This is a genomic window from Paenibacillus sp. R-74696, from assembly GCF_055814915.1.
In genome coordinates, this window is sequence record NZ_JBPULM010000025.1 from 134,294 (window position 1) to 152,097 (window position 17,804).

A 17,804-nucleotide genomic window follows, 5' to 3' on the forward strand; every position below is an offset into this window, starting at 1 on the left:
CCTCTACATCTTGCTTGTTAGTATCGTTAAATCACTAAGCTGTTGGAACGCCATATAAGCAAAAGGAAGCAATAAATATAAAGCAAATGTCGCCTGGATAGGCAGGAAGCCAAACATTTTTCCCAGTGTGCTCTTCGTACTAATTGTCTTCTCATAATGTTCCTTGCGCTGATCCATAGCAAAGGCTCTTTCTGCTTCCATATCATCGAAGGCCTCTTTCACAGGAATCAAATCTGCCGCAACCTGCAAACGATCTGCCAACCTTTCCAATGGCACAAAACGCGCATCGTCTTTCAACTGCTCTATCGCTCCCCATGCTCCGGCCTCATAATCAAGCATGCAGCGCAGCAATTGTCTTTCGAAAATATAACTATAGCGATGAAGCCACTCAATGATTTCATACACGCTAATATTCGGGAAATTGGATAGCATCATAGACAGTGTATTAAATCCATCCACCTCGTTTTGCATTTCCCATTTCCTAATTTGCTTCCGAATAACCAAGTAGACGTCAGGAGCGTAGAAAAAGGCCAGCGCTATGCAAAAGGCAATAATTAATTCATACCATTTATAATATTCACTCTTGTATGCCTCTACCCGTTCCATAAGGCCAGCGGCGTATTTTGCTTCATCCAAGCCCTCCGGCAAGTAGTTTTTATTTTGAAGATTTTTATAAATATAGGCTGATGCTTCATCCGGAGAAACATCTTTAGCCACCAGCTCGCCAACAAGTGAATTTTCAAACCGGTAACGTTCCTCGCTTAGTAATCTTTGCGATTCAGGCTGATTTCCTCCTGTAGTAATGGCTATATTGGGCTCCAGCACGTTATGCTTGATCGTCTGATGAATGGAAACCTGGAATACGATAATGACCAAAAAGGCGACTACAGAAACGATTATTTTTTGCAGATAATAGGCATGAATCGTAAGCGATGAGTTTGCTTCTTTCAGTCTATTCAGCGCCTTTAAATGGAGAGAATCGTGCTCGGCGGGCGTAATCCGTCCAACCAACTTCTTTACTCCTTTAATCTTCAGCAAACGATTTAGCCATTTTCCCTCGTCTTTAACCGCCTGTGCATCTCCATCAACCCCTTTTAAAATTCGCAAGGCAATAAAGGAGGTTGCAAAAATGATGTAGAGCAGGATTAGCGAATATAAGCCCCAAGCGGAATTATAATAATCTGATACAATCGGAAACATGCTTTCGGCCCAGTTGCGGATTGGATCAAGCATAAAAATAGGCGAAACGGCCACAAAAACAATACCAGCCAATAAACGGTCAATTCGCTCTCTGCGATTAATATCCAGATGAATTTCCTCACGAATATTTCCGAGCATCGCTAAATAGATGGATTTCTCGCCTTTGTGTATATCTACATCGCCATACTCGCCAATTTTGTAGCTGACACCTGCCAGCTGCTTCATGTACCGATTTGGCGCCGTATCATAATATTTCTGCAGCTCGTCTTGGGGATCGACAGCACTTAATATGCTGGCGATTCGCCTCGCATGCTCTGCAACGATCGGCTTTGAGCGTTCTGCAGCATTCTCTAAACTAACCAATACCATATGGGTTTGATGGTACTGATGCCTAATATCCAAAATCATTGAAGACTGATCATATAAAATTTGCTTGCTTAAGCGCCCAATAAAAATATCGCTCAGCACACCGCTTAAATAAACGGATACCAGCACAATCGACATTCGACTGAACCAAGAGGAGGTCCATAAAAAAGACACAATACTAAGCAAAAGCACACAAGCCATTATGCCTATAGTCAGAGCAGCCGCTTGGCTTCTTATGACCGTGTCATTGCCTGCATGAATAACTGTCAGTCTCACTCTCATGCGATGAAGCACATTACGCACAAAAGGAATTTCGTCCAATATAGGATAAGCAGCCAGCGCAAGCTCCAGCCATTTGCGTTCTTTAGGCTTAGAAGGGAGCAATGCTTTTAATCTTCTCTGTTCCTTATACTGCGAGCCCTTCAGCTTGTTTTGAACCCATACATAAACAGCTAATAAGGCTAAAAGCAAACCAACTGAAATCAAAATGATGATCAGCAATATGGATTGCAAACTCATGCCGCTTCCCCCCAATGGGCTAATAAAAAGGCTTTAAAGCTTTCGGCATCATCATGATCCATATTTTTGAGCATTTCTTCCGCTTTACGCGCTGTGATTCTGTCCTTCACCACGTATTTATCATTTTCCCAAACAATCACGTCTCTATATTGATAGGATTGTCGATCCGTAACGCGGCCAAAATATTCGGTCATCGTATCCATAAAAGCATCCAGCTTATCGGTTACATTTCCAGCCTCTTTATACGTTTTAGGATATTCATATTGGGTATCGACAGGAATGATTTCCGTGACACGCTCAACGAACCGTTTCCCCGAACGAAGGACCAAATGAACATTAAAGCCCAATGCCTCAACGACCTGACTTTCAGCTATTTTCTCATTGGAAAATGCGCCCGAAGCAATTAAGCTGTTACGAAGGGCATTAATCAAATTCGCTAATGTTTTGCCATGATGCGTGAATAAGGTATATTCGGAAGCAACCTGTGCTGCCTGAATGACATAACTAACGACAGAATGTGTAGCCGCCTCACCGACAATGTTAACCGCACCATCCGTCTTTTTCTGAACATCCAGCCCATCTTGCCCACTAACGGTTGGTGTTTCTCTGAAGGAGAGAATATTTTTGTGAGGATACATTTTTCGCGCCCAAATTTCAAACGATGTCTCCTGAATCCGAATGTTTTTAGCATAAATATATTTAATTAAAGCCTTAAGCAGTGTGGTTTTACCGGAACCCTGCCGACCGGTTATAGCTGTGACCTGATGCCCCAAAATAAGATAAATGAGCATATTAATAACGAGCTCAGATCCTTCATCCTTAATCTGTTCTTCCAAATCAGTAAGCGAATCATTGAATTTACGAACGAAAAAGGCCCAGCTTTCCGCCATTTTCGGTCTGACGACAACGACCCGGCTGCCATCCGCCATATCGTTAATAATGTAGCCTCTAGCCTCATTGAGCTGTCCCGGATTGCCAAACCCATAAATATTTTGACAAACACGCTTTAATTCTTGCTCGGAGCCAAAGCTCAGAAACTCCAGCTGCAAGGATTTCCCCCGATAAAATATCCATATGGCATCATAAGATCGAGCAATAAATCTTTGCTGATTTACATAATGATTAATATCAATATTTTGCACGACATCTGGAGGCATACCGCTTGTCCCGCCATTAATACCGTCTATATTCTGATCACGGAGCTCATCAATAGCACCCAAGCCTTTATAAATTTGATAGGCTCTTTGTACGATAATGTCGACTTTATCCTGAAAGGTAAGCCTCGGTTTTTCCGCCAGATAAATGCTGCGAATTTGTTCCTCCGTTATACGATAACCTTTAGAGCCATCTTCCAGCTTTACGAGCTGGTCTAGATTATATTTATCGATGATTTTATTAAAAGCCTCTTGGCGATGGTCTTTTTGATAAACATGCAATAAAATCTCAAAGCAATCCTGAGAGCTAAGCTTGTCCATATAATCAAATCTAATGACGGTATTCACATTAGTCTCATTTAAACCATACGTATTCAATAGCAGGTCGCGCATATAAAGCTTTACAAATTTCTTGGCTGACAGGTCACCATGCATACAGGAACGCAGCGCCTTCTGCAGTTCCCTCCTGCGCGCCTTCCTACGGTTGTATTCTTCTACTCCTGGACTGCCTTCATATAAAGATGAAGCGATAATTTCTTCGAAAGCTTTCCTAATGAACACCACAATTTCGTTCATGTCATATTTCAAATAGTTAGCCGACTCTTCCTTTGAGTTCCGCTTCGTCATCCAGAAATATATAAATCCGATAATAGCTATAATCACAATGACAATCAGAATAAAATTAATCATTGCCGTCATCCTCCACAGTTGTATACATATTTAAAGCGCCAAGAATCTGCGTCCCTACATGACGTATAGAACTGGTGAAATAAGCATCCTCATTAAACTCAAGAAACCTTTTTTTGGCTATCCTTGCTTTCAACAAATAATTAATAATATTTTGATCGTTTTGCGCATCCATATAACGCACATTATGCGGCACGTAACCGATCTGCTTCTTGTTAATGCCATACTCTCTTGCTATGCGTTCTATTGTCATTTTGGAGTTTCGCTCGTAGGAGCCAATACAATACACGACCGGTTTTTCGTTCAACACAGAGGGCCAATCTTCTTTTCCAAAAAAGGAATCAAGCACTGAGCGATTTTGACTCAAGTTAATAACAATTAGGTCGGCATGCTGCATCACTAACGTTGACATTTCATTGCGTGTGCCCGAAGAAACATCCATAAATAACAATTCATAAAACTGTTTATAGGTCTCAAAAATATGAGGAAGCACCTGCCGCAAGGAATCCTCATCTTGATTAGAGGGACCCGCTATTAAATCCAGCCTATCCTTCAAAATAGACTCCGAATTGTCCCTAACTCCTTCAGCGGTCAGCATCCCACATTGTACGAGCCGCTCAATCGCCCCCATTCCAACAGCGGATATGGAGGAGGTGCTTGTTTGTCTCAAATTGCTATACGCCTTCTCCAAGGTTGAACGCTCAAAGTGGGTATGTGTCATTAAAATTCTTAAATGATGATCAAGCGCTATCGTGGTAGCAGCAGCAATCATGTTAGAGGTCGTTCGAACCTGTCCATGGACAGGTCCCCAGAAAGCTACAAGCATTTATTTCCCCCATTTCCGTGCAAACTTCCAAAGCTTCTTCATGTCTTCTTTTGGAACGTTACAAAATTCAATTAAAAACTCATTAATAGCATCCGCAAAATCCGAGTCAACCTTCATCGTAATATGTCCGTCATGCACCCAATCAATCTTTCGCTTGGAGCTTGCAATATAACTAATAATGGACATGATCATCGGAAAGGACTTTTCAATAAATCTCACATCCAAGACGCTATCTTCTTCTATAACGAGCAAGGCGCTCGGAATCAATTGCTTACTTAAAAGCATCTCCACATGCTCGATAGACTTCCGTTCGTAAGTAGTGGCGAAGATAATCGTTGCATCCGAAGCCTCTTCCGGGATATCCATATGCCAATCATATAAAATAATATCTGCCTGTATCGGCTGCCCCACCGTTCCAATCATCACTCCAGATACTTCACCTTCAAAATAATCATAGTTTCTGGAGTTATCCGTAATAATTGCAACTTGCTTCTCCGTATGCAGCTTTAACATCACAGCTGCTGCTAGAATAAAGTCATGCTTAAGACAATCACCAGTCACAACAACATTCATTCTTTTTATCGTCCTCCTAATACATCTGAGTCTATCCCTGAAGAAGTTTGATCATCTAGAGTAGGTTTCCCGACATTTGGATCGATAGAATTGCCATTTTCAAACGATTCTGCCTGTCCATTGCCCGTATCAACTCGTTCAACAATGCCATTAACGGATTGCGAATCATCCGTTTGCACTTCAACGGCCCCTTCTTGTACAATTCGCGATGTTACACCACTTCCGATTGGTGCGCTAGCCCCTATTCTAAATCGGTCGTCTGGCTTGATGAGTGCCAGTCTTTTCTCCAAATCCAGTCGAATGCTTTCGGTTAGATCCCATTTTGCTTGATCCACTATCATTGGATTCGTTCTAATTAACTGAATAACGTCAATATTCGGAATATAAGTAGCAATCGGTTTCGGTTGGAGCTCAGGCTCCACATATTGCTTCATATATAATTCAGCATCATTAATATAAGCATCAACTAGTGCAGCTTGCAGCATTACAGCTTCTTCTTCCGTATCATTAAAGAAAGCATATTGCTTGTTTAAATCAATTTCTTCCAATTTCTTTTTCGCTACAATGATATAATCCTCACCGTTCGGAAACACAATTCGGATATCAACAACATCATGTTTCTTCGCCTTTAGAGGAAGCTTAATATATTGGCTCTCCTCTTTGCGCTCTGAAGGGTCAAGCTCCGCAGCATCCCTAACCATTTCCAATGTAACAGCCGTCCCATATTCCGCGTCTATTTTCAAATGCTTACCTACAATATCCTCTTTCTTTACAATTAAATTGCTCGGTGTAGCAAACCCAGGAAGAAAATCTTCTATAAAATCATCTTCCTCAATGACTTCGCCTGCATATTTCATAGTAGCTAGAATAAACGCCTTATTTGAGGGATCGCGATACCTGTCCAAAACTTCATTCTGCTCAGCAAGCTGTTGTTCATAGGCGAATCTTTCATCGATTAGCTTGGCATTATAATAACGAGAGCTCATAAACCACACACCGGATGTTAATAGAGCAGCTAGTCCTCCCGAAATGATGATATTTTTCATCATCTTCTTATTTCTACGTACAGCCAATTTACAACCTCCATCTATATAGTCTGACAACTATTTATGTATAGGATGAATCACTTAGTCTTTACAGTTGTTGTTTTCGCAGCATTTTTTGCAGCAGCTTCTTGCTCACGCTGCCTTGCTGCCTCACGTTCTTTAGCAAGCTCCTCTTGCTTCAATTGACTAGAATACTGATTAAGGCTTGTCTGCACTTGCGAAAGCTGCCGCTGAACCTCATTCATAGCTTTAATCCAGCCTTGACATTCTGCTGCGAATTGAGCTTGACCCATTTCGTTCCAGTAGGAGGTCATGCCTTTAATAGATTGGCTCATTTCACTGCTGCATGCTTGAGCGCTTCTTATTAGCTCCGTACATTGGGTACTATAGCCACTAACCTGCATCGAAGTAACCATTGTTCATCCTCCCCCTTATTTTATGAATACACGAATCGAGTAATTGCAGCTTTTACTGACTTTCAGGAACAATCGCTATTCCCATAAACACTAGTAGTAAGGTAATAAAAATAACGGATCCGATAATAATCCAATTAATAACCGGCTTACGGAATAGCTTCTTTTGACTGCCTAGCAATCCACTTGCCCATTCTACTGCTTTTTCACTTGGGTAAAGCGGATCATCATGATCGGGAAGCAACGTCGCCTGAATTTCTGCAAAATCCTTCTTCAGCTTTCGCAGCACATCCTGATGTCCCTTTTCCAAAAGCAATCTGCATCTTTTGCGTTCATGCGGCGTCAGCGTGTTGAGCTTTTCCTTCAAAAGCTCATATTTCCACATCGCCCCATTTCCCACCATAATAGGGATTTGGGAATTCCACCATAACTCTAAGGCACTTATGCCTCTACGTTCCTTATGAATATCCACCCACAAAATAATATGAGTGAAGCCACTAGTCATTAGCTCCGATATATCCCAAATGTAACCTCTTCTGTAGAAGGTAACTCCTTCATACTCAAACATATTTGAAGAGGAATCTTCCTTCTCACCATCAAAAGCCACTTCCTCTAGCGAGCTTATTTCAGGTCGATCATCCCCACAAACTAAAGGCTTCCAACCCAGCTTTGCCAAACTTGATGCCATTAGAAAGGCCGCCGCACCAACATCCTCTTCACCACCAACTCCACACACCCCTATAATGAGAGGCAGGTGACTCCCTGTCATAATTCTTTCTGCAGAGGATATAGGAGCAACATCTATATCTTCATCTTGCTCCACCTCTGGCTGTGGCAAAGGGCTTTCTGTTCTAGGTCTTATATTTGAATTAATTCTGCTTTGTTCATTTCTTATGCCGCCTGACGGAGAGTGAGAGGGAGATGGGGTCGGAGACGGATTCACTCTTCCTCCCGGCGCACTTGAAGGCTGAGGCCTTGTTAAAGATTGCAAAGTAGCGTTATCCGGGGGCGGATTAGCACTGTCTCCCCCTCCTTGACCAGCTTGATCTTGACTAGCTGAACGAATAAAGGGGATTCGCCATTTCTTTTTCCCTAAAATATTGTAATAATCTCTGGTTGTTTTCTTCTCTTTGATCCAATTTAGAATATCATCGCTTTTAAATTCAATTGTAAATTGAAGATCATGCACGCCCATGTTAACCATGGCCCTTATAAATTCAACCTCATTTTGCAAGGCAGTATCCAATTGAACAATAAGTCTAGTGTATTTAAGCCGCTTTCGAACAACTTGCATTAAGGCTACAACCTCATCTGGGTTAACAGGAATTCTCAGCCCTGCTCCTCCCTGAATAATGATGGTCGCTGATGAATCTACTTCCTTCGAGCGCAACCCCTGAATAAGTTGACTCAAGCTATCATGATTGCCTGAAATAACGAACCCTTCATTTTCTAGCGTTCGCGAGAGCAGCATGGTGAGCTCAGGAGCGCAGACTAAATGTATCTTTTTAATAAGAAACCCTCCTTCCACTACAAAATAAATTTAAATTAAAATAATACGGATAAGCGATCCATCTCCGAAAATAACATTGGACAGTCGTTCATCCTCTTCAAGGCTATTCCATTCTTCACCCGTAGAGCTAAATTCACATTTAAACTGATGCTGATCCGGCAACAAATAAGCCGTTTGTAAAATGACAAGCAATTGCTTTAGTGTTATGCCAAGCGAAACTTCTAAGTCTTGCACGGTTTCAGCTTGACCCGAATTAATAATAAAAGTGATGATTGCACTTTGCATATGTTTTACCACCTAACGGTTTCAACTTTAAGCTGTTAGAACCATGAATAAATTTCGTTAATGGCTGCTGGCAAGCTCAATAATGAACGATCATAATTTTCATGCTCATCCTTCTCAATTCTCCAAAGTTGTTTTCCCTCTTTTAAAATAGCAAACCAGCTGACAAGCTCGCTGTTTTCACCTGAAACCTCATACAAGCAGAGTTTTGTTAAAAACGCATCTTTTTCCATCGCCTCGACAAGCCACTCCTGTACTTCTTCAGAGCTCTTTGATTCGTTCATGAGCACTTCTTCCTCATCCAGTGAGAAGCGCTCGGCTATTTCCACTTGTATCTCCTGCAAACTATAAAACTTTCTAACGATATAACATTGTTTTTCCTCATCATAATGCATACCGAAAACAGAAGGCTCCGCTGCAAAATAAAACACTTCCCGCTCGGTCCGCTTACCAAGCTCAATAGACTGGCTGTAATAATTCACTGAAGAGGTCGCCAGCTCTATGAATTCATGCAAGGTAGCATTAACTTTAGCAACGCCATCAAAATCAATTTCGATGAGCTGCTTATTTTCCAAGGAGCGCTGTTGAGCGTTCATCGCATTGCGTATATCTCCATCTGACTCAAATTCAAGCTTCAAGCTAACCCCTGGAATACCCGCTCCCCCGATTAAAGAGGTTAGATAAACAAGTTCATACTCACTTAATTGAAAAGTCTCTCTAATGATATCCATGATTCTCCACCTATAAAATCGATTGGCCCCACTCAGCAATCCTGCTTCTACAATGCGGTCGGCATTTTCAATCTTCTAATTTCATTTCCCAATACGAACCTTGCTTCGCCATCTTGCATCTTGCGATTCAATTCTTGGAAATCACCTTTATAACTGTCTCCAATAAGCGTTGTATGCTCGAACGGCTTACCTCCAGCCAGCATCTTAGACTTCCCTTCAGCCAGCAAAGGCACCAATGACGTCACCAACTGCAATTGATCTATGTCATCCGCAAGCCCGCCAATTAATAAGTGGACTCCCAAGCCCCCACCAAAACGAGCTATCCTCTCCATATGCTGCAGTGAGTCACCATCCATCAGCTCAATCGAAGCCTTAAGATCTGGAAGGCAGATAATGAACAGCGGATATCGACTGAGGATATAATCGCTTTCGTTAAACTGATCAGGATCATCCATATTCGCAACATATTCACGGGAATCATTTTTACGAATTTGCAATTGTTCTATAACAGAGTGGGTTAATAATGAAAACTCGCTTTCCGTTCGCATATAATGAACATTTTCCATATGGACATTTTCACTTGACTTAAGAACGGTCGAACTATCAAACACATTGATTTTCACCCGTTCAGCATCCAGAAAAGCGCTCATGGAGTGAAGCAAAGATGCAAACAACAGTTCCGCATTTACCGTTGGAGCATAAGAAATGAAAAGACTATTCGCGCTGCTTACATCCACCTCGAACGGAAGAGTATTGTCCCAATCCAGCCCGATTGGAAATGCATAATTCTTCCCTTCCCGATCACCGGCGTTTATTTTTGCATTCGCAATAAAATCCTTAACGCTAAGCTCATCCGGAATAATAGCAATTGTTTTTACCTGTTTCTTTTTCCACTTATCCTTCATTTGCCCAGAAAGTACACGAATGCCTTCAGCAATTTGATCATCACTTCCCCCTTCAACAGGGGTAGCTCCTTGGAATTCTAAAGGTATTTGATCTTTCACAAGTCCCCGTCCAACAACCTTAGCCGGCTCCAATCCCTCTGTACGTCCAACAATGCTTGAGTAATCGGAGGAATCCACCATCTGAAATACAATGGATTGTTTTATATTTTGGGCAATTCGGTAAGGGAAAGTATTTATGGCATTGCCTGTAAAAACAAAATAAATGCCATAATTTCCGCCTTCCCTTACTAGCTTTCCTAATTCCAACACTTGTTCCACATAACTTTCCGCGAACCCCGTATAGTTATCTAGAGCAACAACGATAGAAGGAATCTCTTCTTTTGTATAAGAACGGTAAGCTACCAGATTGCTAATCCCCAGCTTAGAAAACTTCCGCTTGCGATCTTCCAATTCGTTTAATAGCAGTTGAAGCAATTTATCTACTTTCTGCTCATCTTCCGGATAAATAACGTCGCCCAGATGAGGAATATCATTAAAAACACCTAACGTTCTCGTACCAAAATCCAAAATATAAAAGTGCACATAGTCTGGATTATATTTCAGCGCAAGCGACATCAAAATGGTTTTTAACATTGTTGTTTTCCCACTGCTAGGCGCACCATAGATAAGCAGATGTCCATCTCTTCCAAAATCAATTTTGAGCTGGTATTGCGCTTGCTGTGAAGGGTTATCAATTAATCCAACAGGAGCTACTAGATAATCACTCGGCTCCGTCCATTGCTGCCCATCCCATCCTTCCTCATCGACCAATAGTTCCTGTAGGCTCAATAATTCCGGCAGTGGCGGCAGCCATAATTGGAACGCTTCTCGAATATTCCTCTCCTCAGATACCTGATTAATATATTTCACTACTGATTCCAGCTGATTTAAGCGTTTAGACTCATTATTATTACTGATTTTTGGCAAAAGGCGCTTACGCTCACCATTGAAACCAAGAGCATTGGCTTTAATTTCAATTTCTTGCTCACTATCCGTATTATTATAAGGAGCACCACTCCACGAGGATTGGAACAGGGTGAACACTTCATTATTCCCTACCTGCAAATAACCTCTGCCTTTTTCCTTTATCTCAGCAGCATCAGGACGCTTTAACATTTCCTGGCTATCTGATGGCGTTTGAACCTTCAAGCATAATTTAAATCTGGAGTTACTCCATATTTGATCATCAACAACACCTGAAGGCTTTTGAGTCGCTAAAATAAGATGAATGCCTAAGCTTCGGCCAACCCTAGCCGCACTAACAAGCTCCTTCATAAACTCAGGCTGATCAGATTTAAGCTCAGCAAACTCGTCCACAACGATTATTAAATGAGGCAATGGCAATTGAACCTTTTGCTCGCGATACAACACAATGTAATCGTCAATGCTTGTTACTCCCGCTTCACCAAACAAACGCTGTCTACGCAAAAGCTCACTTTTGATCGAGGCCAGCGCTCTATTAATTTGGTTGCCGCCTAAATTCGTAATCGTTCCGACCAGATGAGGCAAACCAGCAAAGGCATTTGCCATTCCGCCGCCCTTATAATCAATGAGAACGAAAGCAATTTCATGCGGATGGTAATTAACAGCTAAAGCCAGCAACAAGGATTGCAAAAGCTCACTTTTCCCCGAACCCGTTGTACCCGCTACTAGACCATGGGGCCCATAATTCTTCTCATGCATATCAAATAGCAAGGTTTTGCCTGCACTAGCCTGTCCAAGTGGTACAGCGAGCGTTCGATTAGCCTGATTTGTGCCCCAACGATTCGTAATGTTCAATTCCTCGACAAGCTTGACATTAAAGCTATCTAGAAAAGTAACCATTGGAGGAATAAAGCTATTATTTTTCGTCTCTTTAATCGTTAAAGGAGCCAGCATTCTCGCAAAAATTTCTGCATTTTTGCTGCTTACGCTATCAGATAAAAAATGATAGGTGCTTTGCCCCATACAATGATTTAAATCTTTCCTAGTCATGCCTTGGCCGTTCTTCACCTCAATAATGACCTGGGAATTCAAAGGAAGCGCTACATCAATTCTCTCCGAAATAAAGATGCTCGTTATCCCCAACGAATCATTGTTTGAAACGATATATTTCATTAGATCGGAATCTTCCCACAATGCGGGAGCAAGCATGAGAAAAACGTAGTGTGGCAGCTTAATCGTCTTTGTTCCATAGGAGGGCTTGTCCTCTTCCCGCCTCTTCATTTCGGGTAATAGAACGTCTACAAGGATAGAAGCTTCATACTCATTGCTAGCTAAAAAACGAATTTCACGATCTTTATCCCAAGTGTGCGGCAGCCACTTTGTCCATCCCCACATCTCCATCTCAGCCTGATCAAACAGACCTACAATTTTCACATCATCGAAACCGTGATGAGTAGTCAGGTGTACAAGCATAGCATTCAAAAACTCGCTAACTTCTGCCCTTTTCCCGAAGAGCCCCAATGTGCTAATCGATTGTAAAGGAATTTGTACGGGCACATCCTGAACAAAGGCCAATTCTTCACAAATGGTACTCGCTATTTTTTCTAATGGGTTATCTTCATCTACCGCTTTTGTATTGGACGTGTATGTAGGATTAAGAGCTAAGGGCTGCATGCCATTCCCTATTCTTATCGTTAAAAAGTCCGTCTCCATTGCCGTTCGTTCCCACAATTGCTTCTGTCTTTGTCTAACAATGGAGATACATTCATCTATCGAGGGAGATATAACGCGGAGTGCTTCCCGTTGCTGATTAGATGCTTCCAACAATTCATAACGGATATTAAATAGATAATCGAGGTACTTTTTCTCCTGCTTCTTCGTTTGCTCTTCATGCTTCTTAACTGTTGATCTGTAATTTAGTATGGATACAACTACCGTCACGGTTGTCATTCCAATTGTAGAAATTAACATAATATGTGATTTAGTAAGAGTTGACATAAATATAGCAACAACAAGCATCGCAAGCGGAGGAACTAAAATCGTAAGCCATGCAAATGTTGGCTTGCCCAGTGGTTTTGCAGGATCCTGAAGAACTAGTTCACCTTCTGGGTAATAAGGCATAATTCTAGGTGTTCTTTGAATTTGCGTGTCATTATCATTTTTTATATCCATATTATTTACCACCATTTATCAGATTTTTTTATTAGGAATAAAATAAAAATCACATATATTAAATGTTAATATAAGATTATTATAATTATTTTTATTGATTCATTAAATTTTATGAGATCAATTAAAAACACTTTTTCTCATTAAATCCTCTTTTAGTTCATTACATTTTTCGATAATTTCCAACATAATTTTTGTTTTTATTATACACCCAATTCTTTGAAAATTTCAATACATTAAATTACTTCCTGTACTAATGAGATTAATTTCTAATTCCCCGATTTTAAATATAAATTAATCGAAATTTGTATTACCTTTAAATTACTTTAATTAAGGCGTTATACCGACATTTATTTTTACGAATAATAAAAAGGAGACTTAGGGAGGGCGGAATTAGTTCTTTTTAACGACTTTCCGATTCAAATGACTGCTAACAATCATTAAAAACAGGAAAATTAACCTATTTATAAAATCGGTGTTTTTATTCATAATTCTCCCTCAATTTCGACATTTATGTGATACGGAATCTGCTATCTGTATCAGTTAAGAGCCACATATTCCAAAACTTTGGTGTAAACACGTCTCTTTTACATTCCCATCTGTAATATAGGATAGTAGACCATTGGTTGGTATTCGCGGCACGTAGATGCTTAATGAGCTGGATATAAATAAGCCAGTGAAAATATGACAGAGAGACTACGACTAAATAGCGAGAAATATGGTAAACTGTACGAGAATCAAATCCGAAGAGCATCGATTTCTAGGCATGCAAAAAAAGATTCGATGTAAGGCCATACGGAGCCCATCTTTACGCCAAAGCAGGCCTTTGTCGTTTCAGGCATACGAGAGGCAATTTATGAATTCGTCACGCCAGGTAAAGCGGTTTACTTCAAATGATGACGAGGGCTTTCCTCATTCAAAACAACCACAAACCTAAAAAGGAGCAACAACATGGACTCCATCTATCAGCGCTTGGTTCAATTAAATGATCAGCTTGTCACCCCATCTCTGGGCCTTCAAATTAAAGACTCCGAAAGCCGCAATGTCGGAGGCATTATAGACTCATTTACAGGCCTGCCTCATCCGAGCCATGTCGGAACAGGCGCTGTCATCGCAAAGTGGACTGCTGCCCTGTGCAGTCCGGAATCAGCGTTTTATCGCGACAAGCAGCTGCTTGCCAGTCTTGAGCTTGCGCTGCAATATATGCTTAACCGCCAGCATAGCGACGGAACGATTACGCTTGGCTCAACCAACTATCACTCGCCGCCAGATACCGGCTTTGTCGTGATTGGTTTTGCGCAGCTTTATGAGCTATTGGTGCAGCAAAGTGTGGAATATCCCGCTTTTGAAAAAGCTATTTCCCTGCTTGCACTGTTTCTGAAGCGGGCAACGCCAGCCATGCTTGAGGGCGGCTGCCATACGCCAAATCACCGCTGGATTCTAACAGCAGCCCTCGGCCTGTTGAACAAGTCGTTCCCTGATCCGGCGCTTGTGGCTCGTGCGAATGCATGGCTTGCAGAAGGCATTGATATTACTGCCGATGGCGAATGGACCGAGCGCAGCAATGGCATCTACAATGCTGTCAGCGATATTGCCCTGTACCATACAGCGCTGTCGCTTGATCGCCCTGAGCTGCTGGAAAGTGTACGCAGCAATTTGCGAATGATGCAATATTTGGTCCATCCTTCCGGAGAGGTTGTAACGGACTATTCTGGCCGGCAGGATTATGGACAGCCTTCGGATATGTCCGGCTATTTTCTCCCCTACCGCTTGATGGCATCGTATGACCGCGATCCGCTGTTTGCCGCCTTGTCCGATTATGCGGGTCCTTTCTTTAAACAGTTCTTCTCGGTGACAGACCATCCGCTCATTGGCTATCTGCTCTATCCGGAGCAAATGGACATCAGCCATATAGAGCGGGCTGCGCTGTCAGATCGATATGTAAAAATCATCAACGGTCAGCACCCGATTCATGAAGATTTGCAGGAGATGAAAAAGCAGGGGCATCAGCTTCATATTACTCACAGCTCTGCGCATACCGCCTTCGGCGCGCCGCTCGTTCGTGTCCGCGATGGACAGACAAGCGCGACGGTTATGACGAGTGCGCCATCCTTCTTCTCGCTCCGCCATGGCTCGGCGAGCCTGCTTGCGGTTAAAGTGTCGACTGCCTTTACACCGGGCGTCGTCAGCTTCGACCAGTTTCAAGCGGAAGATGGTCATTATAAGCTCGGCAAACGCATGTATAAAGGCTATAATGGGCCCATTCCTAGCCATTTGCTTCCGAAGCTGGATGCGGACGGCGTAACAGCGGACGCCCCTTGGTACCTGCTTCCCCATGGAGAGCGGGAAAGAACCCATTTGCAGGAGCATTTTATTGAATCGGAGCTTACGCAAACGGCAGACGGCTGGGACATTCGCCTGCATTCCGATAAGCTGCAAGAAGATGTAATGACGCAGCTGACGTTTGTTTTTGCCAAGGATGGCAAGCTTAGCGGGGAAGGTCTCGAAGCCATTGCCGGCAGCAGCAACTATTTCTTGAAGCAGGGCTCCTGCCGCTATGAAATGTCAGATGGCTCGGCAATTGAGCTGACGTCTGGCGCATTCGAGCATTGGATGCCTTCCGTTCGCGACGATAGCCACCCCGCTGGCTGTCAAAGCGTGATCGTTAATTTGTTGTCCCCAGTCGATAACCGCTTTTCGATTCGGTTATCGTAGTAAAAGCCATGGTGAAAGGTGGCTGCGCTGCATGAAAAGCTTGACTTCCGATCGCCATTACCCTTGAATTTCTATAACCATCCCATTAAATGGGGAAATTCAAGGGTAAAAGCGAACGCTAACGCTTCTCCAGTTCAAGCTTTTCATTCCACTCCGCCTCCTTCACCACACTTTTAAAACAAACCAAATTATAAAAGCTACAATGCCGCTTTAGGCCCCCATTTTTATTTTGGGGGCCTTTTTTTAACAGGTGAAGAGCAGAAGAACAGAAGAGCAGAAGCAACCCCACAGACAAAAAGAAGGAAAAGTGAAACCGAAGTCTTTTTTCATAGAACGGTCGAATATAAGTAGATAAAGAACTTTTGCTTGGGGGAGGTTTTATCGCGACATGCATATCCATACGGTTAAAAAAGGCGATACGCTGTGGCAGCTCGGACAGCGCTTCGGCGTCAGCACAGAGTCTATCACTTCAGCTAATGGCATATCCGCTGATGTTCCACTCGTCATTGGCCAGGCAATCATTATTCCTTCGGAGGCTGGCAATCATAAGGTGCTTCCGGGAGAAAGCCTATGGTCGATCGGCCTGAAATACGGCGTTACAATCGAACAACTCATGCGCGCAAACGAGCTCAAAAACCCTGCCCTCATTAAGGCAGGCCAAGTGCTCGTCATACCGCAGCCGGAGAAGCCTATCATAGAAGTGAACGGCTATACGGAAAAATTCGGCGCCAACGGCGTAGCGCTCGTCCATGAAATTGGCGCCAACCTTACTTATCTGAGCCCATTCAGCTATCGTGTCCAGTTGGACGGCACGCTTGTGCCAATTGACGACAGCGCTATAATTGAAGCGGCGTTCCAAGAGAAAGCAGCACCAATGATGGTGCTGACCAATTTCGAGAACGGCACCTTCAGCAGCGATATTGCCCATGCTGTGCTGACGGATGCCGCGATTCAAAGCGCGGTCATTGCGAGCGTCTTGTCCGTGATGCAGCAGAAGCGCTACATGGCGCTGAATGTGGATTTTGAATATGTGCGGGCAGCAGATCGTGAAGCGTATAATGCTTTTTTGCAAAAGCTGGTGGATACGCTCCATCCCTATCATCTGCTCGTATCTACTTGTCTTGCCCCGAAGCAAAGCGCGGAGCAGAAAGGCACGTTATACGAGGGACATGATTATGCCGCCCATGGACGGATTGTCGATTTTGTTATTTTGATGACGTATGAATGGGGCTGGTCTGGCGGACCTCCGCTCGCTGTCGCTCCACTCAACGAAGTCGTTAAGGTGCTGAATTATGCGCTATCCGTTATCCCCGCCTCCAAAATTGTCATGGGCATGCCGCTCTATGGCTATGACTGGACGCAGCCGTACGTAAAAGGCGGCAAATGGGCGCCGACGGTCAATCCGCCGCAAGCCGTCGCTCGGGCCGCTAAATATGGTGCAACGATTCAATATGATCCGATAGCCGAATCGCCTCATTATACTTATTATGATGAACAAGGCGCACAGCATGAGGTCTGGTATGAGGACGCCCGCAGCGTACAAGCCAAATTCAATATTGTGAAGGATTATAAGCTCAGAGGAGTAAGCTACTGGGTGCTTGGCGTACCCTTTCCTCAAAATTGGTACGTCCTGCAGCAAAATTTCACCGTCCGCAAGCTGGTGTAGCAGCACTGCGGCTGCCTCGCCAAAAAAGCCCTCCGCTGCGGGAGGGCTTTCGCTTTTTGTTATGTCCATCGTTCGTTAA

At 43.0% G+C, this 17,804-nt stretch carries 12 protein-coding genes; 2 read left to right on the forward strand and 10 right to left on the reverse strand.

Annotation, left to right across the window (positions count from 1 at the left end; genetic code table 11):
• Positions 1-3: 3 nt before the first annotated feature.
• The 10 genes from ACSR9A_RS08010 to essC form a co-directional block, all read right to left on the reverse strand.
• A complete protein-coding gene (locus ACSR9A_RS08010) occupies positions 4-2,085 on the reverse strand; it encodes a hypothetical protein (protein ID WP_473756555.1) in 2,082 nt (693 codons plus the stop codon).
• Positions 2,082-3,929 (reverse strand): pilus assembly protein CpaF, encoded by a 1,848-nt coding sequence (locus ACSR9A_RS08015; RefSeq protein ID WP_473756556.1) that lies wholly within the window; start codon positions 3,927-3,929, stop codon positions 2,082-2,084. Before ACSR9A_RS08015 ends, ACSR9A_RS08010 begins: the two co-directional genes overlap by 4 nt.
• Positions 3,922-4,752, reverse strand: coding sequence for a hypothetical protein (locus tag ACSR9A_RS08020; protein WP_473756557.1), 831 nt, complete (start codon positions 4,750-4,752; stop codon positions 3,922-3,924). Before ACSR9A_RS08020 ends, ACSR9A_RS08015 begins: the two co-directional genes overlap by 8 nt.
• On the reverse strand, positions 4,753-5,325 hold the full coding sequence (locus tag ACSR9A_RS08025; protein ID WP_473756558.1) for a hypothetical protein: 573 nt from the start codon (positions 5,323-5,325) through the stop codon (positions 4,753-4,755).
• Positions 5,326-5,330: 5 nt separating this feature from the next.
• Positions 5,331-6,398 (reverse strand): hypothetical protein, encoded by a 1,068-nt coding sequence (locus ACSR9A_RS08030; protein ID WP_473756559.1) that lies wholly within the window; start codon positions 6,396-6,398, stop codon positions 5,331-5,333.
• A 50-nt stretch (positions 6,399-6,448) separates the two neighbouring features.
• Positions 6,449-6,787 (reverse strand): WXG100 family type VII secretion target, encoded by a 339-nt coding sequence (locus tag ACSR9A_RS08035; RefSeq protein ID WP_473756561.1) that lies wholly within the window; start codon positions 6,785-6,787, stop codon positions 6,449-6,451.
• A 52-nt stretch (positions 6,788-6,839) separates the two neighbouring features.
• Complete coding sequence (locus ACSR9A_RS08040; RefSeq protein WP_473756562.1) at positions 6,840-8,195, reverse strand: hypothetical protein; 1,356 nt, start codon at positions 8,193-8,195, stop codon at positions 6,840-6,842.
• Positions 8,196-8,324: 129 nt separating this feature from the next.
• On the reverse strand, positions 8,325-8,579 hold the full coding sequence (locus ACSR9A_RS08045) for a hypothetical protein (protein ID WP_341281065.1): 255 nt from the start codon (positions 8,577-8,579) through the stop codon (positions 8,325-8,327).
• Positions 8,580-8,614: 35 nt separating this feature from the next.
• A complete protein-coding gene (locus ACSR9A_RS08050; protein WP_473756563.1) occupies positions 8,615-9,307 on the reverse strand; it encodes a hypothetical protein in 693 nt (230 codons plus the stop codon).
• A 47-nt stretch (positions 9,308-9,354) separates the two neighbouring features.
• Entirely contained in the window at positions 9,355-13,347 is a 3,993-nt protein-coding gene (gene essC, locus ACSR9A_RS08055) for a type VII secretion protein EssC (RefSeq protein ID WP_473756564.1), read from the reverse strand.
• A 948-nt stretch (positions 13,348-14,295) separates the two neighbouring features.
• Between essC and ACSR9A_RS08060 the strand changes: the two genes are divergently transcribed.
• The gene (locus ACSR9A_RS08060) at positions 14,296-16,059 is read left to right on the forward strand and encodes a hypothetical protein (protein WP_473756565.1); all 1,764 of its coding nucleotides are present in this window, start codon (positions 14,296-14,298) and stop codon (positions 16,057-16,059) included.
• A 388-nt stretch (positions 16,060-16,447) separates the two neighbouring features.
• Complete coding sequence (locus tag ACSR9A_RS08065) at positions 16,448-17,725, forward strand: glycoside hydrolase family 18 protein (protein WP_473756566.1); 1,278 nt, start codon at positions 16,448-16,450, stop codon at positions 17,723-17,725.
• The last annotated feature ends 79 nt before the right edge of the window (positions 17,726-17,804 follow it).